Here is a 22,132-nt window from a genome sequence, read left to right as displayed (position 1 = left end):
CTCCAAGCGATGCAGGAGCATAGCAAGGATCATCGCTCGCAAGAGACTTAGCGAAGCTACAAAAGCGCCCGCAGCACCACACCAGCCAATCGGAAATAAAAACAATCCCTTGAGAGGGACTTCACTCAAAATGGATCAGGCGCAGCTCAATATCGATGCGCCCGTCCGCTCGCCATGCATTTGGGCGAGCGGTCTTCGGGATCCCGTCAGCGTCATACTGGCTGGGTTTTGCCGACAACGATGCGAAAGCCGTTGCCGCGCCAGAAGCCATCGGGCTCGAGGCTGCCGCGATAAGTGCAGCACGCCTTCAGTCGGTTGCTCGAGAAGCAACCGCCGCGTAGGACACGGCGGATTGCTGCCGGCGCGTCTGTCGCCTCTCGGCCATCGTCGCGATAAGGATATTGGAAGCTCGGCGCCGCCATGTCTTCGCCCCACAACGTCGTGCCCCACTCCCAGACCTGCCCGGTCATGTCGTAGCAGCCGTAGGGAGACCGGCCTTTCGGGAAAAGACCAACCGTGCAGGTATTGTTGAACCCGGCCTCCTCCGAGTTGGCGGCGTCGGCCATCCACGCCGCACCCCAGGGATAGACGATCGTCTCATCACCGAAATCCGGTTGGTCGCCGCGCGCGGCCCGTTCCCATTCAGGCTCGGTCGGGAGCCGCACGATCTCCTCGGCGCCGATCCGCCCCTCCCTGCGCCAACGATCGGTAAGCCAGGCGCAATAGGCGCGGGCATCATGCCAGGTGAGATCGGTTGCGGGGGCGTTGCGACGGTCCGCAGCGAAGCCGTCAGGACTGCGCCAGGGCCGGTCGGTCTCGCGCACGAAGGCACCGTAGGCGGCATTGGTCACCGGATAGAGGCCGATGTGAAAGGCTTCCACCTCGACCATATGAGGCGGCGCCGAGTTCGGATGGGTATTCGAGCCAAAGGTGAAGCGACCGGCGGGGACATCTGCCAGGGCCTCGAGATCACGGGGATCACCCCAGACGGACAGAATTCGACCAGCCTTCTCGCGCTCCGGTGCCGACAAGACACCCCGGTCGACAATGGCGCGGATATGCGCTGCGATGCGGTCCCTGAGAGGTCCCGCTTCAGTCTGCAACTCTGCCGCAAGGAGCGCACCACGAAGCACCTCGTCACCGGTTCCGCTGACAAGCGCTCCGACCAGGGCGCCTGCGGCATCGGATCCTGCAAGCCGCCTGGCAAGGCTGCGAAGCACCGGCGCCCAAAGGTCCGGACCTGTGCGAAATGCCGCCACAGCCGCTTCAGCCGGCAACGAAACCAAATGCCGCGCCGCCAGCAGTTGGCGTACACGGAGGACAGGAAAGAGCTCAGCATCCTCCAGCTTTCCCGCAAGCGCATCGAAAGCGAGTCCGCAGAGGAACGTGGCCGTCTGCGCATCGCCGGCGACTTTGGCCAGCCATCGGTCGACAATGCCTTCCGCGGTTTGCCCGTGGTCACCGCTCGTGAGCGCCATGGCAAACTGCGCCGGGTTGCCGGCAGCTTCGCCGAGCGCGATGCCTCGTTCATCGAGATCGATACCGGCAAGCCGATCGGCGGCGGCTCGCCGCTGCGTCTTGAAAAGCGGCAGGAGATCGTAGCGCGTGAAGGACGACGGCAAGGCCCAGCCTTTGACGACCGAGTGTTCTCCGAGCACGAGCAACCGGATGCGGGGATAGCGCGCCTGGAACGCCAGCGCTTGGTTCAGGAGTTCGGGACCATGCTCGCCTGCAGTCTCGACACCGTCGAGGATCACCAGGAGGCTCGTTTCAGAGTTCGTCCATGCACTGGTGGCGAGCAGGCTTTCCAACCCGGGCAGCGCGTCGTCCACCAACTCGGCAAGGCTCGCACCGGCCTTGACCGAGAGGTAAAGCGGCAGGATGTCTCCCATCTCCCACCCCTCGTCATGCACGGCACCGAGATCGTTGCGTGGCACCTCGCCGGGCACCGTTCGCCCACCGGCCGCTGCCAGCGCCAGATGACGCGCGAAACTCGTCTTGCCGCTGCCTGTCTCGCCGGTGAGTATCAGTGACGCATGATCGCGGGCCATCTCAAGCGCCGAGAAGTACACGGCAGGTTCAGGAGCAGCCTGATCCTTCAGCTTTCGCAATCCCTTGGCCGCCTTGTCCTCGAAGCTGAAGTTGACGAGAAGTGGAATATAGCCGCTTCGGAGATCAGCCACCGAACCGTCCGGCAGCGCCAGCAGCGCCGCTCGGCCATGGTCCTCGGCTTTTGAAAAGAGCCTTTCGCGCAACTCCGCGAGCGTCATCGTCGGCCCGGCGCTCATCAGAACAGCTTCGCCACATCTGGATTGTGGAAACGCTGGATCTCGATGGCGTAGCCGGCGGGATCCTCGAAGAAGAAGTGCTCGCAGTAAGTGCCGCGCAAGATCTCCGACAGCCCCGTGACACCCGCGTCCTTCATCCGCTTGTGCCAGCCTTCGACATCTTGAGCGACGATGGTCAGCAGCACGGCACTTTTTTCCTGATGCTTCAGGTGACCGCGATTGCCATCGACAATCCCGAAATAGCACTTGCCAGCGATGCGATAGATACGTGCAAGCCCCTGGTCGAGCACCAGTTCGAGGCCGAGCACGCTCTCGTAAAACGGTGCAACCGCATGAATATCTTCATAGTAGAAGAAGGTGATCGAGTAGTCTTTTTCCATCGTCATGTCCTGCTCTAGCGGATGTTGAGGGTGCCCTTGTGGTCGATCGAAAGGCCGCCGATGCCTCTGCGCGCGGCAAAGACGTCGACAGGATGGACCAGATATAGCCAGGGCGGATTTTGGTGAAGCCGCGTCAGGCAGCGTGCATAGGCGACGTCCCGGGCTTCGTCATCGACAGCCTGATTGGCCGCCTCGATCAGCGCCTCCGTCTGCGGATCGTCATAGCCCTGCCACCAAACGGCTTTCGTCTTGCTGGAGATCTTGTCGTTCAGGATACGGTAGGTGCTATGTGGCGAGGAATCGAAAATCGCCATGTCGCCCATTTCCTTGCGACCAATCTGTCGGGCGTATTCTGGACGATCGAGCTCGGTCTCAATCTCGACTTTCAGCCCGACCGCCTCGAGCGCTGCGGCCACGAAGCGGCTTACCTCGGGCGCCCGTTCCGGCATGAAGGTCGGCGTACGCAGCCGAATGGTCTCGCTTGCATCAACACCCTCCAGCAACTCGCGCGCCTTTGCCGGATCATAGCCGATCGGCGAAAGCTGGGCCCTTGCCGCGCCAAGATGAAACGGGCTGACGATGGTGGAGGATGGAACAGCCAGCCCGTGGAAGATCTCGTCTGCGATCAAAGCCGTGTCGACCGCATGATTGACAGCCAGCCGCGCCGCCGGCGAGCGGAAGATGCCTTGTTGGCAATTGAGATAATACATGACCGACAGCGTATTGACGGCCCTGCCCCACGCGAAGTCCTCATCGAAGGCCACCCGCTCGTCGATCCGCTCGAGATTGAGCACGGCATCGACCACGCCACGCTTCAACGTGTCGTAGCGCGCGTTTGCATGGCGCTCCGGTACAGCAACGATCCGGGCCGGGCCTGATCTGCCGTCTGTCCTTTCCAGTACGGCGCGCTTGCCCGCTTCGAACTCCGTCACACGGTAGCGTCCGGTACCGAGAACAGGCGCTCCCGACGGATCAAGGCGGCAAATGTAAAACTCCGAGAAGATGTCGAGGATGTCGGCAATCGGCTCGGGGTTTTCAACACGCACCACATGGTCGTCGTCGGCCGTGATACGGGCATGTTCGAGATAGCGCGCATACGACCATTTCATGCCGAATGTATCGACGGCATCGAGAATGCCACCGATGAACTGCAGGACGTCGTTAGCGACGCAGGGTTTTCCGTCATGAAAGGCCGCGCCGTCGCGGATCACGAAGCGCCACTCCCGACCGTCGGCAGAATGGCTCCAGCTTTCAAAGAGAGCCGGTCGAACAAAGCCGTTCTCCCATTTCAAGAGCGGTTCACACACGAGATTTTTCAGCGTCAGGACGCTGGTATCGTCGGTTACGCGGTTCGGCGGAAGGAAATCCACCTTCTCGAGGCTGATCGTCAGTGTGTCCAAGGTGCCCTCAATCGAGTTCGCTGCGGCGGCGCGGGTTGAACCAGTCGGCAAGGGAGTCGCCGATCAGATTGAACGACAGAACTGCCAGGAGGATCGCCATACCCGGTGCCAGGGCAACCCAGGGTGCGCCGCGCACATATTGCAGATTTGCCGAAACGTCCGCACCCCACTCGGCCAATGGCGGCTGAGCTCCGAGGCCCAGGAATCCGAGGCTTGCCGTCTGGAGGATCGCGCTGCCGAGCGCGAGGGTCGATTGCACCAGCAGCGGCCCCAGCCCGTTCACGAAAATATACCGAGAAAGAATTCGGCTGTTGGGCAGCCCAAGCGAAATCGCCGCTTCGACATAGGGCTTCACGGCGATACTGAGGGCCTGGCTGCGGGCCACGCGGGCAAATTGAGGGGCGAGCGTGATGGCGACGGCAAGCATCGCATTCTGCAGGCTCGGACCGAAGGCGGCGGCCAGCGCGATGGCAAGCACCAGTGCCGGGAATGCCAGGATCGCGTCAACGATGCGCATGATGATGCTATCGGTCCAGCCGCCTGCGAAGCCCGCAAGCGTGCCGAAGAAGACGCCGACCACGAAGGCGATCGCCACGACGCCGACGCCGATCGTAAGCGTAGCCCGCCCCCCATACATGATGCGAGTCAGGATATCCCGGCCGAACGCATCGGTGCCAAGCCAATGGGCAAAGCTTGGAGGCGCAAGCTTGTGCAACACATCGAGTTTCGTTGGCGAATAAGGGGTAAGCATTGGTCCGACGGCGATCAGAAGCACAAGTGCAAGCAGGATCACCAACCCAACGACAGCGAGCGTATTGCGCCTCAGAAATGTGATGAATTCGCCCATGATCTCACTTCATCTTCTTGCGGACGCGCGGGTCGAGAACACCGTAAAGCACATCCACGATGATCGAGGTGATCACGAAAAGCAGGGCAAAGACGAGTGTCGTGCCCTGGATCACGGGATAATCACGGTTCTTGATCGCCTCGAACATGTAGCGACCGATTCCCGGCCACGCAAAGATCGTCTCGGTCAGGATGGCGCCACCGAGCATCTCGGCAAACTTCAGACCAATCACGGTAATCGCCGGCAGGAGGGAATTGCGCAGACCATGATTGAGGATCACGTCGCTGCGCCGCAGTCCCTTGGCTTTGGCGGTGCGAATGAAATCCTCGCCCATGACATCCAGCATCGTGTTGCGCACGAAACGCCCGAGCGTTGCAGCGAGGAAGGCCGCCAGTACTGTCGTTGGGAGGATGAGATGCTGGAGCGCATTCCACGCGGCCGCGAAATTGCCGGTAATGATGCCATCGAAGATAGCGAACCCGGTTACCGGCTCGGACGTGATGAAGGGGCTCATCCGGCCGGACACCGGCAGCCAGCCGAGATAGGTGCCAAAGATCAGCTGGAGAATGAGCGCCAGCAGGAAAGCCGGCATCGACACGCCGACCAGAGACATCACACGCGTGACGTGATCGAAGAAGGAGTTCGGCCGGATTGCCGACAGGACGCCGATCGGAATGCCGAAGATAACAGCGACGATGACGGCAAGGACGGAAAGCTCGATCGTTGCCGGCAGCCGCAAGAGGATTTCCTGGGCAACCGGCTGACCGGTCTTCAGGGAGATGCCGAAATCGCCCTGCAGGAGTCCACCGACATAATGGATGAACTGCAGTAGCACAGATTGATCGAGATCGAGCTGGACGCGCAGCGCGTCGATCTGTGCCTGTGTCGCCCCCGGACCGAGCAAGGTGACCGCCGGATCGCCTGGGATCAGCCGGACCAGCGAAAAGACGATCACCAGCACAATGCACATGACGGGTATCAGCGCGACCAGTCGGCGTATGATGAAACTCGCCATGCCTTCCTACTCACTTATCGGGGACCACCCTCTTCGACAGGCGACCAGATGGTGGTCGCCTGTCTTTTAGCGTGGCTACGTCATTTCTTGTAGACGGACCAGTATTCGTTGAGCGGCGGCGCGCTGTTGATGACCAGCCCTTCGACATTGGCGCGGGTGAACACGATCAGCTTGGGGCTGAACAGATAGGCGCCAGGCACGCGCTTGGCGACTTCCTCCTGGACTTGGAAGTAGAGCTGCTTGCGGGCCTCGATATCGGACGTCTGCTGTGCCTTGACGATGAGATCGTCGAGATCCTTGTCCTGCGGCATGCGGAAGGTCATGGCTGTATCGGCCAGCGATGACAGGTAACCGATGGTAATGTGCGCGTCAGGATCGTTGTACCACGGCTGACGGCCGTCGAGTGCGACATCGAACTGGCCGGAGGTCTGCAGAGCACGCAGTGCCGGAAACTCCGTCTGTTCGATCGTGGCATTGATACCGATATCGGCAAGGTTCGCCTGGACGAACGTGGCGACCGCGCCCCACAGCGGCCCCTGGAAGCTATAGAGCTTCAGGTTGATGCTGGACGGGTCGACACCGGCTTCCGCGAGCAGCTTCTTGGCGAGCTCGGGATCGTAGGTCGGTGCGAGCTCCTTCATCTTCGGATTGAAGGCCCAGCTGTTGCTGGTCAGCGGACCATAGACGCGCTCTGCGGTACCGCCAAAGACACCCTGCAGCAGGCCATCATAATCGATCGCGTGAGCAATTGCTTCCCGCGCCTTGACGTTGGCAAAGGGGCCATCCTTCTTGCTGTTGTTGAACTCGAGCTGACGGATGATCTGGCTGGACGTTTCCAGAACCTTGACGTCCTTGTTGTCTTTCAGCGCTTCAATGTCTTCTGCGGCGATCGCCGACAGCTGCCCCTGCTGCTGGACGACATCAACGCCACCGCTTTCAAGCTCCAGCCGCCGGGTCGAGGCATCCGGGATAACACGGTAGATAATCTTGGCTAGCTTCGGCGCGCCACGGAAGTAATCGGGGTTGGCCTCGAGAACGACGTTGGTGTCAGCTTGTGCGCTCTTGAAGACGAAGGGACCGGTGCCGACCGGATTGGCGGCAAACTTGTCACCGTATTTCGCCACGGCGGCAGGGCTTACGATCGCCGACTGCGGCTGCGCCAGGATCGAGAGGAAGGCTGGATAGGCCGCGCTCAGCGTGATCTTTACTTCGCCTGGCGAGACGACAGCGATGTCCTTGATCAGATCGAACGTCGCCTTGACGTATGAGTTCGACGCCTTGGTTCGCTCCAGCGAAAACTTCACGGCGGCGGCATCGAAAGCCGTTCCGTCCTGGAATTTCACGCCATCGCGAAGCTTGAAATCAAACTCCTTGCCGTCAGCAGAGACAGTCCAGCCCGTCGCGAGACGGCCTTCCAGCTGCTTGAAATCGGGCGCGGTCCACGCAACAAGCGTGTCAAAGACGTTGAGAATGATCTCACTGCCGATCGGCTCCGCCTTGTTGGTGCCCGGCTCCAGGCTGACCGGATCGGACGGAACGGCAATGACCAACGTCTTGAGCTGATCCTCGCTTTGCGCCTGAGCGCTGCCAGCAACGAACGGCAAGACAACCAACGCCGCCGCAAATCCCTTCCAGAACTTCATTCTACCACCCTTTCGTAGCCGTAGCTTCATGCCAAGCTGTTCCCTGCGAATTGCCGCTACATCCGCCAATCCGTGATATACTACGAAATATATCATGCGAAAGTCGGCTGTAAAGCCGGCTTGGCGACTCTTTAAACAATCGCCAAAATCGCACATTATTTATGCAATATAAGAAAAAATATGCCGATTATTCGCGCATTCTGAGAACAGAAACGAAGGCAAACGGGCCTAAAGAGGATCGGCGCCCGTGATCACCGGCCGGGTCGGATCGCTGATCCAGGCGGACCATGAACCTGGATACATGGAAGCCTCTATTCCGATCGAGGCCAGCGCCAGAACCGTATGTGCTGCCGACATGCCGGCACCACAATAGACTCCGACCTCCGAAGATCCGTCGGCGCCGAGCGCGCGATACATTTCCGTGAGAGTCGGCCCATCGGTGAAGTTGCCGTAATCGGTCACGTTGTCGGGCGCCGGTGCGCTGATGGCATAGGGAATATGCCCCCTTGCCGGCTGGCCGGGTAACACGGGCCCACCGATGTAATTTGGTCGTATGCGGGCATCGAGCAGCACACCCTCCCTGCCGATCCGCAAGGCACCCTCGGCATCAAGTTCCGGCATGTGGTCAGGCGAGAGTGCAATATCGCTGACTTCGGGCGTCGCAACCATCTCCGTCGTCGGCAGCCCCGCCGCGATCCATGCAGGCATGCCGCCATCCAGCACTCGAACATCGGGCAACCCGGCCCATTTCAGGACCCACCACGCCCTTGCGGCGGTCATACTTCTATCGCCGTCATAGATGACGACCGTGGTTTCCGGCCGCAGACCCCAGCGACGGGCCTTTTCCTGAAGAACGTCGATCTCGGGCAGCGGTCGCTGGCCACGCTCGAAGGAAGCAGGAGCCTGAAAATCGGAATAGGCCTCGGTATCGATCGCGCCCTCGATCCGCTGGCCTTTGAAAGACGGCACGCCCGTGTATGGATTGATCGAATGAACCGCGAGGATCGTCACGTCGTGGCCGGATCTGCGAAGTTCATCCAGCTCCACCGCCGTCAGAAGCACCTTTCTGCGAACATCACCAGTCATGCGCCGACTTCTCTACACGGATGAGTTATTGCAGCATCCTCCCCCATCGGAAGCCGCTTGGCAAGATGAAATATCTTACGTAGTATACTACAACGTTTTCCGGACGCGGCCCCATATACGAGATCTTGGCCACTCGCCATCGGAGTTTCCTGCGTGACCATTCTATCTGTCGAACATCTGACAACCTCTTTCCGCCGCAGCGGTCAATGGGTGCCAGTCGTCAACGATGTCAGCCTGACGGTCGCGGCAGGTGAAACGGTGGCGATCGTCGGCGAGTCCGGCTCCGGAAAAAGCGTGACGGCAATGTCCATCATGCGGCTGCTGCCGGAACGAACGTCGCGGGTCGAGGGCAGCGTGAAGCTCCAAGGTCGAGAACTGCTGGCCCTGCCGGAGCGAGAGATGCAGGACATCCGGGGCAACGAGATCGCGATGATCTTCCAGGAGCCAATGACATCGCTCAATCCCGTCATGACCGTCGGCCGCCAGATCGCCGAGGCAATCCGCCGCCACCGGCCCGTCACGACCGCCGAAGCGCGCGCTCAGACGATCGCCTTGTTGGATCGCGTTCGCATTCCCGCCGCAGCCAAGCGCTTCGACGAACATCCCCATCAACTGTCTGGCGGCACACTGCAGCGGGTCATGATCGCCATGGCCCTCGCTTGCCGACCCAAACTTCTGATTGCCGACGAGCCCACCACCGCACTCGATGTCACGGTCCAGGCGGAAATCCTTGAGCTCGTCAAAAGCCTGCAGGATGAAGAGAAGATGGGCGTTCTGTTCATCACCCATGACATGGGTGTGGTCGCTGAGATCGCCGACCGGACGGTCGTCATGTTCCGTTCGCGCGCGCTCGAAGCCGGACGAACGGAAGAGATATTCGCCAAGCCCGAAACCGACTACACGCACGCTCTCCTTTCTGCCGTGCCCAAGCTCGGGTCGATGGCTGGACACGAGAACCCCGCGACCTTCCCCTTGATCGACGTCGAAAGCGGCAAGCGGGTCGCCGAGCGGGAAGTTGCCGGCGCCGGGACGAAACCCGTGCTGGAAGTTCGCAACCTTGTCACCCGGTTCGACATCAAGAGCGGCGTCCTCGGACGCGTGACCGGCCGTGTTCACGCGGTTGAAGACGTGTCCTTCGACCTGAACCAAGGCGAGACGCTGTCGCTTGTCGGTGAATCGGGTTGCGGCAAGTCAACGACCGGCCGCTCGGTGCTCCGGCTCGTCGAGCCTGTCAGCGGCAGCATCCGCATCAATGGCGCAGACGTCCGCGCCATGACATCGGCCACGCTAACACGCCAGCGCCGGCAGATGCAGATGATCTTTCAGGATCCCTATTCAAGCCTCAATCCGCGCATGCGGGTGGGCGATGCCATTGCGGAACCGATGATCGCTCATGGGCTGGCACCGAAGGCAGAGGCACAGGCAAAGGCAGTCGACCTCCTCGAGCGCGTCGGGCTGAAAGCCGATATGGCGCGTCGGTTCCCGCACGAATTCTCCGGCGGCCAGCGCCAGCGCATCAGCATCGCCCGTGCGCTTACGCTTAATCCGGGCCTGATCGTTGCCGATGAGGCGGTCTCCGCCCTCGACGTGTCGATCAAGGCGCAGGTGGTAAACCTGATGCTCGAACTGCAGGAGACGCTTAAGATCGCCTACCTCTTCATCAGCCACGACATGGCCGTCGTTGAGCGTGTCAGCCACCGCGTGGCCGTGATGTACCTGGGCGAGATCGTCGAGATCGGCTCGCGGGCGCAAGTCTTCGGCGATCCTCAACATGCTTACACCAGACGCCTTCTCGATGCCGTTCCGGTCGCAGATCCGAGCCGCCGGCACTCGCGAACCCGTCTGCCGGGCGTAGAACTCGGCAGCGCCGTGCGTCCGGCGGACTATGTTCCGACAAAGGCGATCTACCGCGAAGTGGCCAGCGGTCACCTCGTCAAGCAGTAGCGACGACGCGGTCGGGTTGTATCGCTACAGCGTGAAGCCGCCGTGTGCATTGGAGATGAGCGCGTTGAGCAACCCCTGTCGGGTGTTCTCGTTGTGCTCGACCATCGCCTGGCGCGCCTTCTCGCTGTCACGCTCGCGTAGCACAGCCACGATCTTGTGGTGGTCGTTTGCCGTCTCGGGATTAATGTCGCGCACGCGCGTCCCCATGTAGAAAAGCCGGGCGCACTCTTCCAGGTGGCTCATGACCAGAGCGTGGAGGCGTGGATTGCGCGAGCCGCGTGCGATCGCGGAATGGAACTCCTCATTGGAGGTCACAAAGGTCTTTGTGCTGACCCCTTCGCCCATCACGTAGCTCGCATCGGCCAATCGATCGAGCGCGTCCAGCTCCTGCTCCGTCAGGTTCTTCGCGGCCAGCGACGCCGCTGTGCCCTCGAGCATACCGCGTACCGCAAAGAGATCGTTCATGTCCTGCACCGTCACCGGCGTCACGCGGTAGCCGCGCCGCGGAAAGGCCTCCATGAAGCCCTCGACGCAGAGGCGCGCCAGAGCTTCACGCACCGGCGTTTTGCTCATCTGCAGCTGCTCGGCGAGCTCCGGCTCGGAAACGGCTGCGCCCGGTGCAAGTTCGCCAAGGATCAACCGCTCGCGCAATATGGCATAGGCCTGCTCGGTCAGTGATTTGCCGCGCTTCTCGGAAGCCGTTGCCAAGGTGTCAGTCTTGTTCAAAACCCATCTCCAGTTGCCCGAATAAGGGCCAGATGCCTTTGTCGCCAGACATTGCGGGCAAGTCAAAGACTTTTGATATCACAGGCATTTGCGCGCCATCCTCACAGAGGACTTTGACAGTCGCCTTTCTCTGATATACTACGTAATATATCTATTGCGCAATGCGCTTCCCCGTCCAGTGGAAGTGCCCAACAGGTGCATGCTGTGTCCGACATCCTCGTCATTAATCCCAACAGTTCGGCGTCCGTCACGCGCTCCATGGAGGCCTGCCTCGGTCCTGTCCGCGCGACGACATCCCACCGCATCAACTGTATCGAGCTCGCCAAATCGCCGCCTGGCATTGAAACGGACGATCACGTTGCCGCGGTCATTCCAAACATAATCGTGGCCGTGTCGGCCTCTTCCGCGGATGCCTTCGTCCTCTCGTGTTTTTCCGATCCCGGCATCGCGCAGGTTCGAAAGCTGGTGGACCGACCGGTCTACGGCATCGCCGAATCCGCCTACCTCGCGGCGCTGGGCCTCGGCTCCCGCTTCGGCATCATCTCGCTTGGGCAATCCTCCATCGATCGTCATCTGCGCTACCTGAAGGCGCTCGAGCTCGACCGGCGCCTTGCGGGTGATCGGTCGATCAACATGACGGTCGTTGAACTGATGGCCGGCGACGTTGTCGAGACCGTCTCACGCACGGCTCGCTTGCTGCGCGACGAAGATGGCGCCGATGTCGTCATTCTCGGCTGCGCCGGTCTCGGATCATACAGGCAGGCAATGCAGGACAGCCTCGGCATTCCCGTCATCGATCCGGTCCAGGCAGGCGTCGCACTCGCCTGCACCAATCTTGATCTGGCTTATGGAAAGAAGAGACAATGATGTTTGACCTCGTGGTGCGCGGCACTGCCGTCTTGCCCGACGGACCGGTTGAAAATAGCTGGATTGGCGTCAGGGACGGCAAGATCGCCGCCATTGGAACCGGCGATGCGCCGGCCGCAACCGAGACCTTCGAGGCCGGCGACGATCTGATCATCCCAGGCGTGGTCGACGGCCAGACGCATGCTTGCAGCTATGGCGGGCTTCCCGGCATCCGGTCGACGACCAGGTCGGCGATTGCCGGCGGCGTGACGACCATCGTCGACATGCCTTACGACAATCCCGCCCCACTAAACTCGCTTGAGCGTCTCAACGACAAGATTGCCGCGATCGAGGAGCATGCCCACGCGAACGTCGCGCTTTACGGCACCGTCCTGCCGGGACAGACGACCGAGGACATCCAGCCCTTGATCGAGGGGGGCGTGGTCGCCTTCAAGATTTCGACGTTTGAAAGCAGCCCGACGCGCTTTCCCCGTATCGCATCCGACCAGATCCTGGCGGTCTTCAATGCCCTCTCTGATACCGTCATTCCGCTGGGTGTACACAACGAGGACCAGGAGATCGTCCGGGCCTATATCGCTGCAGCAAAGGCCGCCAACCGGGATGGCATCGAGGCCCACTCCGAGAGCCGACCGCCGGCCGCGGAACTGGCAGCGACGGCGCAGTTTCTCGAACTCGGGGCTGCGGCCGGCGCCCACGCCCATATCGTCCACCTGACGACACCGCGCGGCTTCCACCTGGTCGATAACTATCTCGCCGATGGCTTCCGAGCCACCGGCGAACTCTGCGTCCACTATCTCTGGTTCGACCCGGAGCGCGATGGCGCCGCGCTCGGCGCGCGCATGAAGGTCAACCCGCCGATCCGTCCCGGTCAGATCGACGCGCTTTGGGACGAAGTGCTGTCCGGCCGGGTCGCCTTTGTCAGCTCCGACCACTCCAGCTGGCCAGTCGACAACAAGTTCACGCCGTCGATCTTCGACGCCGGCGCCGGTGTACCCGGACTGGAAACGCTGTTGCCGGCTTTCTACACGGCAGCTGACAATCGCGGCCTCGATGCCGCCGCGGTGACGGTCGAGCAGCTTTGCGAGCGGCCGGCAAAATTCTTCGGTCTGTGGCCCGAAAAGGGCGCGATCAGGCTCGGCGCCGATGCCGACCTCGCCATCCTTTCGCGCAAGGCCCAGGTATGGGACTCTTCGCGGGCGAACGACGAGCTGCACTGGAGCCCCTTCGACGGCCGCGCATTTTCAGTCACGGTAACCCGCACCTATCTGGGCGGAAGCCTCGCGTGGGATGGCCTGTCCATCATCAATCAGCCCGGATCCGGACGCTATGTCCGCCGCGGCAACTCTCACTGGTTTGAATAGGATCGGATCAGCACATGTCGCTCATCACAACAGACAGCAAGGGCGTCTTCGTCATTGCCGTAACTCCGTTCAACGAAGACGGCTCGCTCGACCGCCCGAGTGTCGACCGGATGGTCGATTTCTACTTCGAGAAAGGCGCCGACGGCCTGACCATTCTCGGCATGATGGGCGAGGCCCCGAAACTGACCCAGGCGGAGTCGATCGAGGTCACGCGTCTGACGCTGAAACGCTCGGCAGGCAAGCCGGTCGTTGTCGGGGTGTCCGCGCCAGGGCTTGCTGCAATCGGCGAACTGAGCAAGGCGGTGATGGATCTCGGCGCGGCCGGCGTCATGGTCGCGCCTCCCTCCTCCCTGCGAACCGATGATCAGATCATCACCTACTATCGCAATGTGGTTGAAACCGTCGGCACGGACGTTCCTGTCGTTCTGCAGGACTTTCCGCTGTCCACCGGCGTGCAAATCACCTCCAGGACACTCGGCTCGATCCTCGAGGCCCACCCGAGCATCGCCATGGTGAAGCATGAAGACTGGCCGGGACTGCAGAAAATCACGGACCTGCGCGAAGCGGAAGCCAAGGGCCGGCGACGCGTCTCGATCCTCTGCGGCAACGCCGGCATTTTCCTGCCGGAAGAAATGCAGCGCGGCGCCGATGGCGCCATGACCGGTTTCCCCTATCCTGAAATGATGGTGGACGTCTGCCGCTTGAGCGCTGCCGGCCGGTTCGAGGAGGCACAGGACGTCTTCGATGCCTACCTGCCGCTCATGCGCTACGAGCAGCAACCCGGCCTCGGCCTTGCCGTGCGCAAGTATGTGCTCGCCAAGCGGGGAGCAATCGCCAGCGCGGCGCTAAGACGCCCGGGTGCGGCTCTCAGCGCGATGGCAATCAGGGAAGTCGACAAACTTATCGAACGACAAGAACGCAAGCTGGAGGCGTTGAAGTAATGGATCTGCAGATTTCCGGGAAAAAGGCACTCGTTCTCGGCGCAAGCCGCGGCCTGGGCGCTGCGATCGCAAAGGGTCTTGCCGCCGAGGGCGTCAAGGTGTTTGCCGCGGCCCGCAACACCGACAAGATCGAGCCTTCCGACAACATCACGCCGATCGCAGTCGACCTCGCAGATCCGGCGTCGGTGACAAGGCTCATCGCATCGCTGACCGAACAGGAAGGCGTCGATATCCTGGTCAACAACTCGGGGGGACCGAAAGCCGGACCGGCGCTCGGTCAGTCTCGCGAAAGCTGGCTGGCAGCCTTCGAGGCCATGGCTACATCGATCTTCACCATCTCCGGTGCCATGTTGGAGGGCATGATTGCTCGCAAGTGGGGCCGGATCATCACGATCGGCTCATCCGGCGTAGAGCAACCCATTCCGAACCTTGCACTGTCCAATGGTGTGCGGGCGGCCGTCGCCGGGTGGTCCAAGACGCTGGCAGCGGAAGTTGCCCGACACGGCATCACCGTCAACATGATCCTGCCGGGACGTATCGACACCGATCGCGTCCGCGAACTGGACGGCATCAAGGCAGAGAAGACGGGCGCGAGCATCGAGGACGTGCAATCCGCCTCACGCAACGATATACCTGCAGGTCGTTACGGCAGACCCGAAGAGTTCGCTGCCGCGGCAGTATTTCTCGCCAGCGCCCAGGCGAGCTACGTTACCGGCTCGTCGATCCGGGTTGATGGCGGCATGATCAGGGGGCTATGACACGTATGGTCAACTTCGACATCGTTCACGAGCGTCGCGGCACTGGGAGCTCCAAATGGAGCAAATATCCGGGCGATGTCCTGCCCATGTGGGTTGCCGACATGGACTTTCCCGCGGCGCCGGAAATTGTCGATGCGATCCGCAACCGCCTTGAGCACCCGCTTCTCGGCTACGGTGTCGCGCGCGACGAGCTGCGCGCGCGAATCGTTGCCGACATGCAGGAGAAGTTCAACTGGACGATCCTTCCGGAAGAGATCGTATTCCTGCCAGGCGTAGAACCCGGCTTCAACATGGCGCTGAAGGCGATGCTTCAGCCCGGCGACGGCGTTCTGGTACAGACGCCGGTCTATCGTCCGATCCTCAATGCGCCGGCTCATTGGGGCTTGAAGCGGATCGAGGCGCCGCTCACGGCAACCGATGCCGGCTATGTGGTGGAGATGGATGCCTTCGCCGGCAAACTCGCCCAGTCAAAGGCCCTTCTCCTCTGCAACCCGCAGAACCCGACCGGCAAGGTCTTCACCAAAGAGGAACTGACAGACATCGCCGCGCTTTGTCGCCGAAACGATACCCTCATCATCTCCGACGAGATCCATTGCGAACTGCTCTTCGACGGACGTCATCACATTCCGATCGCAAGCATTTCCGACGATGCAGCGGAACGCACCATCACGTTGATGGCCGCCAGCAAGACCTACAATATTGCCGGCCTGAAGACTGCGTTCGCAATCATCAAGAACAGGGCGATGCGCGAGACATTCGCGCAATCGCGCCTCGGCATGGTCGACAGCGTCAATATCCTCGGGCTGGAGGCGACGCTTGCGGCACTCTCAAGCGCCGGCAAGTGGAAGACGGACATGCTGTCGTATGTCGCAGCCAACCGCGATCATCTGTCGGCAGAGATCGCCCGTCGCTTCCCCGCGATCCGCCTCATCAAGGCGGAAGGCACGTTCCTGGCCTGGCTGGACTGCACGGCGCTCGGGCTTTCGCCGGATCCGCAAACTCACTTCCTCGACCAAGGCAAGGTCGGGTTCAGCGCCGGCTCCGAATTCGGCGACGGCTATGGCAATTTCATCCGCTTCAACTTCGGTTGCCCGCAGCAACTGCTCGACGACGCCTTGGAGCGGATGGAGCAAGCGCTAGAGGGGTAGCAACTCGCAGCCGGTGTGGCACCTGCTAACGGGTATCCAAATGTCCTATCCGTCTCATGCCGGATAGGACAACCCGTATCTGTCGCGTATCGTTCGCCCCTCGTACTGGCGCGGATAGACGTTTCGGTCCTGAAGGATAGGGATGACCTTGTCGACGAACTCGATGATATCATCCGGCGCCCGAGGCGGTTGCAGCGTGTAGCCGTCCACCGTGCCGTCTTCCCATAGATCGATCATCTCTGCCGCCACGTCTTCAGCCGTACCAAGCAGAAGCCGGTGATGCCCTTCGGAGCGGCGAACCGCCTGACGCGCCGTCAGCTTCTCATGCAGCAACAAGTCAGAGAGCCCAAGCCCCATCCCCACGGCCTGCTGCCTGTTTGGATCGGGCACGAAACGTTCGTAGTCCAGCACGGCATCAGGATCGAAACGGTCACGGTCCAATCCATGCTCGCGCACGAAACGATCCAGCAGGCCATTTTCCGATCCCGTCCCACTGTAAAGCTCGTGCTTGCGCAACGCCTCCTTGCGGTCCTCACCCAGGATGACGACGAGGCCGGGGACGATGCGAATGCCGGATGGATCCCTGCCGAGCGAAACGGCCCTCTCGCGAACCTTGTTGCCGAAGGCTTTTCCTGCGGGCTTGGAAAGGATGTTGCAGTAGATGATTTCGCCGTGCCGGGCCGCAAGCTCGATGCCGCCCTCGGAAGCACCGGCCTGGGCGATGACGGGATGGCCCTGCGGGCCACGTGGGACATTGAGGGGGCCGCGCACCTGGAAGATGGCATCGTCGTGATCGATAGCAACGGCGCTCGTGCTGTCCCAGAAGCGGTCGGGCGGAACCTCGTCTTCGCGGCGAGGGTCCCAGCTCGACCAGAGCTTTTTCGCCACGTCGAGAAATTCGGTCGCGCGGGCATAACGCTCGTTGCGCGGTGGCAGTGCCGCGCTGCCGAAGTTGGCGGCGACATTGGGATTGAACGACGAGACGATGTTGACGATCAGGCGCCCGCCCGAGACGATATCGAGCGACTGGGTGCGGCGCGCGAAGTTATAGGGCGAATTGTAGGTGGAAGAGATCGTGACGACAAAGCCGATATCGGGCACCTGCGCGGCCAGCGCCGTGCACAGGATCAGCGGATCGATCGTGTGGAAGGGGCGTCCGAGCGGTTCCGTCATCAGGGCCGGATGGTCGGAAAAGAATACAGCGTCGAACAGCCCCCTGTGGGCGATTTCCGCCAGGCGCCGGTAATAGGCGGGATCGTTGATATCGTGCCGATCGCCGCTGCGGTATTTCCATGCATTCGCGAGATAACCGGTGGAGTTCAGACCGAGGTTGAGGTTTATGCGACGTTTTTGAATACTCATGCGTCAGTCCGTTCTGCCTGTTCTTCTCTTGCGACGCCCACGCCCGCCTGCGGGCCCGGAATCGTGCCGTTGACGGCGAAATCACCGACGATGCGATCGTGGTAGATGCGCGGATTGTGGGACGCGATGGTGCGGGCGTTGCGCCAATGGCGGTCAAGACCGTGGCCGCGCTTGGCGGCGGATGCACCCAACGCATCGAACAGCACCGTGCTGGCATCAAGGATCAGGGAGGTGACGACGGTCACCGACTGGCTGACCTCGAGCTCGGCATTGCGACCGGCCAGCGCGATCTGCTCCTGATTCCCGCCTTGGTTGGCCTCGTAGGCACGCTGCAGCGCCTTTGCCGCCTGGAGAACGATCGCACCGGCGCTATAGGCCGCGGCCCGCACCTTCCCCACCACCTGCTGGACCTGCGCGTCCTGAGCCGATCGCGAGGCGTTGCCGCGACTGTAAACTCGCTTTCGGGCAGCGACATGCCGCGCCAGATCGTTTGCCGCAGCGCGACCGATGCCGGCGAGCGAGGCCAGATGGACCAGTTGGAAGAACCCGCCGGAATAGCTGAAGCGCACCGCGCTCGGCTTGATCAGTTCGTCGGCGATCTCGACATCGCGGAAACGGGCGGTGCCGCTCGCCGTCAGCGACTGGCCGAAGCCATCCCAGTCGTCGATGATTTCGACACCCGGAGCCGATGTCGGCACCAGCGCACCGATCGGCTGCCCGTCGCCGTCGATCGCGCCGAGCGTGATCCAGTCCGCGTAAAGCGAGCCGGTGGTGTAGAATTTCTCGCCGTCGAGACGCCAGTTGGCGCCATCGCGGACCAAGCGCGTCGAATAGCTGCCGAGCGGCGTGTCGCCGAGTTCGGAGAATCCGCTTCCGACCGTCTCGCCCTGCCCGAGCCGTTTCAGCCAGGCATCGCGCCAGGCGCTGTCGGGCGCGTTCAGCAGATCCTCGGTGAAGCCGAAGTGGCTGCGATAAGCGTTGGTGAGGTTTGGATCGGCCGCGGCAAGCTCGATGATCAGACCGAAAAGCTCCGGCAGGGTCGCGCCCAGGCCTCCCCAGGCGATCGGCAACCGCAGCCGCGAAAAGCCCGATGTCTTCAGCCACTCGTAGGCATCAAAGGGCAATTCATGTGCGAGGTCGCGGTCCACAGCCCGCTCGCCGATACGGGCGAATATTGGCCTGAAGGTCTGCGCGAGACGCTCGAAGCGCTCGCTCGGCGGTGCGCCCCAGGCCCCATTGATATCAGTCATGACTTTGTTTCCTGTTTACAGCCGCAATACCGCCGGCTGACGACGGCGGTATCCGAAGCTCGGTTCCCGTTCCGGCCAAGGCGAGCGTCGCCTCAGGCGGCCGCCCGCTCTTCCGCCTCGAAATCGTGAAGCAGGATCGAAATCTCGAAGCCGCGGCGGGCGAGCCAGTGGGCGACGATGCGGGCGCGCGACCCCAGCAGATCGTCGACCAAGACGACGCGGGCGCCACGCACGGCGATCGTCCGGTAGGCCACGCCGAGAAGCTGCCCGCCTTCGGACGAGATCGATCCGGGAAGGTTCGCGCGCGCAAACTCCTCCGGGGTACGAACATCGAGCAGGTAGGTCGTGCGTGACGGATCGGCGTTCCATCGCTCGGCGGTCTGCCGATCGATGAACGTCAGGTCATCGCTTGCAGAAAGGCTATCGCCGCGCTCGCTTGCGAATTGACGGGCCTCTTCGCTTGGGTCGCCGTAGGATGCCGTGCGCCCGGTCTCCAGTTCGAAACCCGCATCCGTCCAACCGCGCGTCCCGTCGTCGAGATAGGAGACGGCGTTGGCGACACCGGCATCGATCAGCGTCTGCGCTCCGAGAATGGCGCGCGGCAGGCCGGCGCAGGAAACGACGACTTTCGTTTCCGCCGAGGGGACGAGATCCTTGAAGCGCAGCAAGAGTTCGGCGCCAGGCACGCCGACGGCGCCCGGTACGTGCGCCTTCTCGTATTCGGCAAGCGTGCGCGTATCCAGCACGATGACATCCGTTCCCTGATCACGGAGCGTCTTCAGTTCCGCAGCGGATATTACCGGCGTCTGCCTCTCCTCGCGCACCTTGGTGACGAAGGGAACGCCCGGAATATCGAAGGTCGGAAGCTCCTTGCCGCCGTCCACCCAAGCGGGAATGCCGCCTTTCAGGAAATGGATGTCCGTCCAGCCGGCTTGCCGCAAACGGCTGACCGCCGCTTCGGCAGTGCCATCGCCGCCATCGACCAGAACCGTGCGGACAACCCGACGCGGCACGAAGCGGTCGAGTTCGGCTTCCAGTCGCTCCGTGGGCAGGTTGGTCGCAAACAGCGGCGACGCATAGCCGACGTCCTCGGCCGGGCGGATATCAAGCACTGCCAGCTCGAGCCCATCGCCCAGCCAATCGATCAAAGTGCTTTTATCTATCAGATATTTAGACATGTTTCCTACCCCTCGACATCAAGCGTTCGGATCGAGCCACAGATCGCCAAAGCTCCAGTTGAGCCCCTGCGATCCGGTGACGTAGTTCTTGACCCGCTTGTTGGCGACGATCTGGGCTCCGGCGGCGACGAGGTCGACGGAGGCGACTTCGTCGTGGATGAGGTGCTGGAACTTGCTCCAGACCTCCCAGCGCTTCTTTTCGTCAGGCTCGGTTGCGGCCGCCTCGAGCAGCGCGTCGGCCTTCGCGTTGGCGTAATGGCTGGCATTCGAGAACGGCAGCCCGATCTTGAAGTTCTTGCTCCAATAAGCACGCTGGATGCCGAGCGACGGATCGAAGGTGTTGGAAAGGGATTCAACCACCAGGTCGAAGGCGCGGTCGGTGTAGACCGTCTTCAGAAAGGTCGGCAGGTCGTATTTCCTGATCTCGATGCCGACGCCGATCTTTTCCAGCTGGCTCTTCAGGACGTCCGCATAGCCTTGCGGCAGATAGGAATTGTAGGTGAGCCTCAGATCAAAGCGCTTTCCATCCGCCTTGCGCGGATAGCCCGCCTCATCCAGCAGCTTTTCGGCTGCGGCCGTATCATAGGGATGAGCCACGACGCTCTTGTCGTACCACTGCAGCAGGGCCGTGCTCACAGGGCTGGGCGAAACCTGCGCATAGCCATAGAGCGCGACATCGACGATTTCCTGCAGGTTGATCGCCTGGGCGATGGCAAGCCGGACCTCGCGCTTGGCAAACAGCGGATTGTCGTAGTTGAAGAACAGCTGCTGCTGCGGGCCCGAATAGGCGTATGTCGTCGTGTCGACGATGAGATTGGGGACCTGCTTCAGCCGGTCGAGATCGGCAAGCGGCACCGGATTGTCGCCAATATCGGCTTCGCCCGTTTCAAGCGCCGCCGACCGCGCGGCCGGGTCGGTGACGACGCGCAGAATGATGCGGTCGAGATAGGGCTTTCCCGCATCCCAGTAATCGGGGTTGCGCTCGAAGATCAGATGGCTGCCCGCCACCCACTCCGTCAGCCTGAAGGGGCCCGTGCCGATAGCGGTCTGCAGCGTCTGCCCGTCGCCCGGCGCCAGCTTCTCGAAGATGTGCTTCGGCACGATCGGCGATTCCGAGCTCGACTGCGCGGAGAGGAGGAAGGGAGCCGGCTTCGACAGAACGATAACGGCGGTCAGCGGATCGGGCGTCTCGACCGCCACCACGTTCTGGTAGGTGATGCGGCCGCGCGGATGCGCTTCCTTCAGCCGGAAGATCGAGAAGGCGACGTCGTCGGAGGTGAAGTCCTTGCCGTCGTGCCACTTCACACCCTTGCGGAGCTTGAAGGTATAGCGAAGATTGTCGTCTGAAACAGACCATTCCGTTGCCAGCAGCGGCTGCGGCCTGACGTCGAGGTCGAACGTCAACAAGCCCTCGACAATCTTCGGGCCGATCGCCTGGCCGGTGCCGGACGAGGTGTTGATGGCAAAGAGCGCGTTGCCGGGATCAACCCGGTAGAGCCAGTTCAAGGTGCCGCCCGTTGCGGGCGCGGCGCTCTGTCCGAAGGCGATCGACGGGAGCAAGGTGCTGGCGCTCGCAAGCAACATCAGCTGGTTGAAACTGCGACGGTTGATGGACACGCGTAGAGCTCCTCTATGGTTGGATTTTGGTCCGCTGAAGGGAGCTTCCGTGCTGCGTTCGAAAAGGCGAAGTCAAAGTTTCTTCTAGCCAGCGAAAGAAAAATTGCGTTCGAAAGGCTGTTCGCAGCCAGCTCGATCCAAAGCAAAAGCTGCTCAATTTCGATGCGTCGACAGGATGAGGTTTCGCCGAAGAGCGCGCCAGCGAAACGCGGAAACTGGGCACCCCTGGCGAAAGAATTTCTTTCCGCGAAATCAAACAGATATTTCTGGACTTGAACGGCCGACCAGCCAACCGTTGACGAGAGATAGCGGGGCATACGC

Annotated in this window: 19 protein-coding genes; 6 read left to right on the top strand and 13 right to left on the bottom strand. The window is 61.7% G+C overall.

Annotated elements, in window-relative coordinates:
* Nucleotides 1–212: 212 nt before the first annotated feature.
* The 7 genes from A6U87_RS08080 to A6U87_RS08050 form a co-directional block, all read right to left on the bottom strand.
* Entirely contained in the window at nucleotides 213–2,288 is a 2,076-nt protein-coding gene (locus tag A6U87_RS08080; RefSeq protein WP_065690740.1) for an SUMF1/EgtB/PvdO family nonheme iron enzyme, read from the bottom strand.
* A complete protein-coding gene (locus A6U87_RS08075; RefSeq protein ID WP_244499447.1) occupies nucleotides 2,288–2,674 on the bottom strand; it encodes a VOC family protein in 387 nt (128 codons plus the stop codon). Before A6U87_RS08075 ends, A6U87_RS08080 begins: the two co-directional genes overlap by 1 nt.
* 8 nt (nucleotides 2,675–2,682) lie before the next feature.
* Complete coding sequence (locus A6U87_RS08070; protein WP_065690739.1) at nucleotides 2,683–4,068, bottom strand: ABC transporter substrate-binding protein; 1,386 nt, start codon at nucleotides 4,066–4,068, stop codon at nucleotides 2,683–2,685.
* A 7-nt stretch (nucleotides 4,069–4,075) separates the two neighbouring features.
* Nucleotides 4,076–4,915, bottom strand: coding sequence for an ABC transporter permease (locus tag A6U87_RS08065; RefSeq protein ID WP_065690738.1), 840 nt, complete (start codon nucleotides 4,913–4,915; stop codon nucleotides 4,076–4,078).
* 4 nt (nucleotides 4,916–4,919) lie between these two features.
* Complete coding sequence (locus tag A6U87_RS08060) at nucleotides 4,920–5,930, bottom strand: ABC transporter permease (RefSeq protein WP_065690737.1); 1,011 nt, start codon at nucleotides 5,928–5,930, stop codon at nucleotides 4,920–4,922.
* A gap of 80 nt (nucleotides 5,931–6,010) precedes the next feature.
* Complete coding sequence (locus A6U87_RS08055) at nucleotides 6,011–7,573, bottom strand: ABC transporter substrate-binding protein (RefSeq protein WP_083199320.1); 1,563 nt, start codon at nucleotides 7,571–7,573, stop codon at nucleotides 6,011–6,013.
* A 228-nt stretch (nucleotides 7,574–7,801) separates the two neighbouring features.
* A complete protein-coding gene (locus A6U87_RS08050) occupies nucleotides 7,802–8,659 on the bottom strand; it encodes a sulfurtransferase (protein WP_065690735.1) in 858 nt (285 codons plus the stop codon).
* A 153-nt stretch (nucleotides 8,660–8,812) separates the two neighbouring features.
* Here A6U87_RS08050 and A6U87_RS08045 point away from each other — a divergent pair, with 153 nt between their 5' ends.
* A complete protein-coding gene (locus A6U87_RS08045) occupies nucleotides 8,813–10,603 on the top strand; it encodes an ABC transporter ATP-binding protein (protein ID WP_065690734.1) in 1,791 nt (596 codons plus the stop codon).
* A gap of 24 nt (nucleotides 10,604–10,627) precedes the next feature.
* On the opposite strand, the gene A6U87_RS08040 is transcribed toward A6U87_RS08045, so the two are convergent.
* Nucleotides 10,628–11,329, bottom strand: coding sequence for a GntR family transcriptional regulator (locus tag A6U87_RS08040; RefSeq protein ID WP_244499446.1), 702 nt, complete (start codon nucleotides 11,327–11,329; stop codon nucleotides 10,628–10,630).
* 204 nt (nucleotides 11,330–11,533) lie between these two features.
* On the opposite strand from A6U87_RS08040, the gene A6U87_RS08035 reads away from it, so the two are divergent.
* From A6U87_RS08035 to A6U87_RS08015, 5 genes are read left to right on the top strand one after another with little or no spacing between them, the layout of a single operon-like run.
* On the top strand, nucleotides 11,534–12,196 hold the full coding sequence (locus A6U87_RS08035; RefSeq protein WP_065690800.1) for an aspartate/glutamate racemase family protein: 663 nt from the start codon (nucleotides 11,534–11,536) through the stop codon (nucleotides 12,194–12,196).
* Nucleotides 12,196–13,557, top strand: coding sequence for a dihydroorotase family protein (locus A6U87_RS08030; RefSeq protein ID WP_244499445.1), 1,362 nt, complete (start codon nucleotides 12,196–12,198; stop codon nucleotides 13,555–13,557). The genes A6U87_RS08035 and A6U87_RS08030 overlap by 1 nt, the downstream gene beginning before the upstream one ends.
* Before the next feature lie 14 nt (nucleotides 13,558–13,571).
* Nucleotides 13,572–14,498 (top strand): dihydrodipicolinate synthase family protein, encoded by a 927-nt coding sequence (locus tag A6U87_RS08025; RefSeq protein WP_065690732.1) that lies wholly within the window; start codon nucleotides 13,572–13,574, stop codon nucleotides 14,496–14,498.
* Nucleotides 14,498–15,256, top strand: a complete 759-nt coding sequence (locus tag A6U87_RS08020) for an SDR family oxidoreductase (RefSeq protein ID WP_065690731.1) — start codon at nucleotides 14,498–14,500, stop codon at nucleotides 15,254–15,256. Before A6U87_RS08025 ends, A6U87_RS08020 begins: the two co-directional genes overlap by 1 nt.
* Complete coding sequence (locus A6U87_RS08015; protein WP_244499444.1) at nucleotides 15,253–16,404, top strand: MalY/PatB family protein; 1,152 nt, start codon at nucleotides 15,253–15,255, stop codon at nucleotides 16,402–16,404. Before A6U87_RS08020 ends, A6U87_RS08015 begins: the two co-directional genes overlap by 4 nt.
* A gap of 54 nt (nucleotides 16,405–16,458) precedes the next feature.
* Here the strand turns inward: A6U87_RS08015 and A6U87_RS08010 are convergent, their stop codons facing one another.
* The 5 genes from A6U87_RS08010 to A6U87_RS29620 all read right to left on the bottom strand — a co-directional run bounded on the left by A6U87_RS08010 (nucleotide 16,459) and on the right by A6U87_RS29620 (nucleotide 22,128).
* On the bottom strand, nucleotides 16,459–17,766 hold the full coding sequence (locus A6U87_RS08010) for an NtaA/DmoA family FMN-dependent monooxygenase (protein ID WP_065690730.1): 1,308 nt from the start codon (nucleotides 17,764–17,766) through the stop codon (nucleotides 16,459–16,461).
* Nucleotides 17,763–19,016, bottom strand: a complete 1,254-nt coding sequence (locus A6U87_RS08005) for an acyl-CoA dehydrogenase family protein (protein WP_065690729.1) — start codon at nucleotides 19,014–19,016, stop codon at nucleotides 17,763–17,765. Before A6U87_RS08005 ends, A6U87_RS08010 begins: the two co-directional genes overlap by 4 nt.
* Nucleotides 19,017–19,108: 92 nt before the next feature.
* Entirely contained in the window at nucleotides 19,109–20,194 is a 1,086-nt protein-coding gene (locus A6U87_RS08000) for a rhodanese-like domain-containing protein (RefSeq protein WP_065690728.1), read from the bottom strand.
* 18 nt (nucleotides 20,195–20,212) lie between these two features.
* Nucleotides 20,213–21,811 (bottom strand): ABC transporter substrate-binding protein, encoded by a 1,599-nt coding sequence (locus A6U87_RS07995; protein WP_065690727.1) that lies wholly within the window; start codon nucleotides 21,809–21,811, stop codon nucleotides 20,213–20,215.
* On the bottom strand, nucleotides 21,778–22,128 hold the full coding sequence (locus A6U87_RS29620) for a hypothetical protein (RefSeq protein WP_141683927.1): 351 nt from the start codon (nucleotides 22,126–22,128) through the stop codon (nucleotides 21,778–21,780). Before A6U87_RS29620 ends, A6U87_RS07995 begins: the two co-directional genes overlap by 34 nt.
* Nucleotides 22,129–22,132 lie beyond the last annotated feature (4 nt).

The sequence above is a fragment of the Rhizobium sp. AC44/96 genome (assembly GCF_001692185.1).
Classification (GTDB): domain Bacteria; phylum Pseudomonadota; class Alphaproteobacteria; order Rhizobiales; family Rhizobiaceae; genus Rhizobium.
Note: the sequence above shows the minus strand (reverse complement) of the source record. Positions and strands in the feature narration are given on the sequence as shown.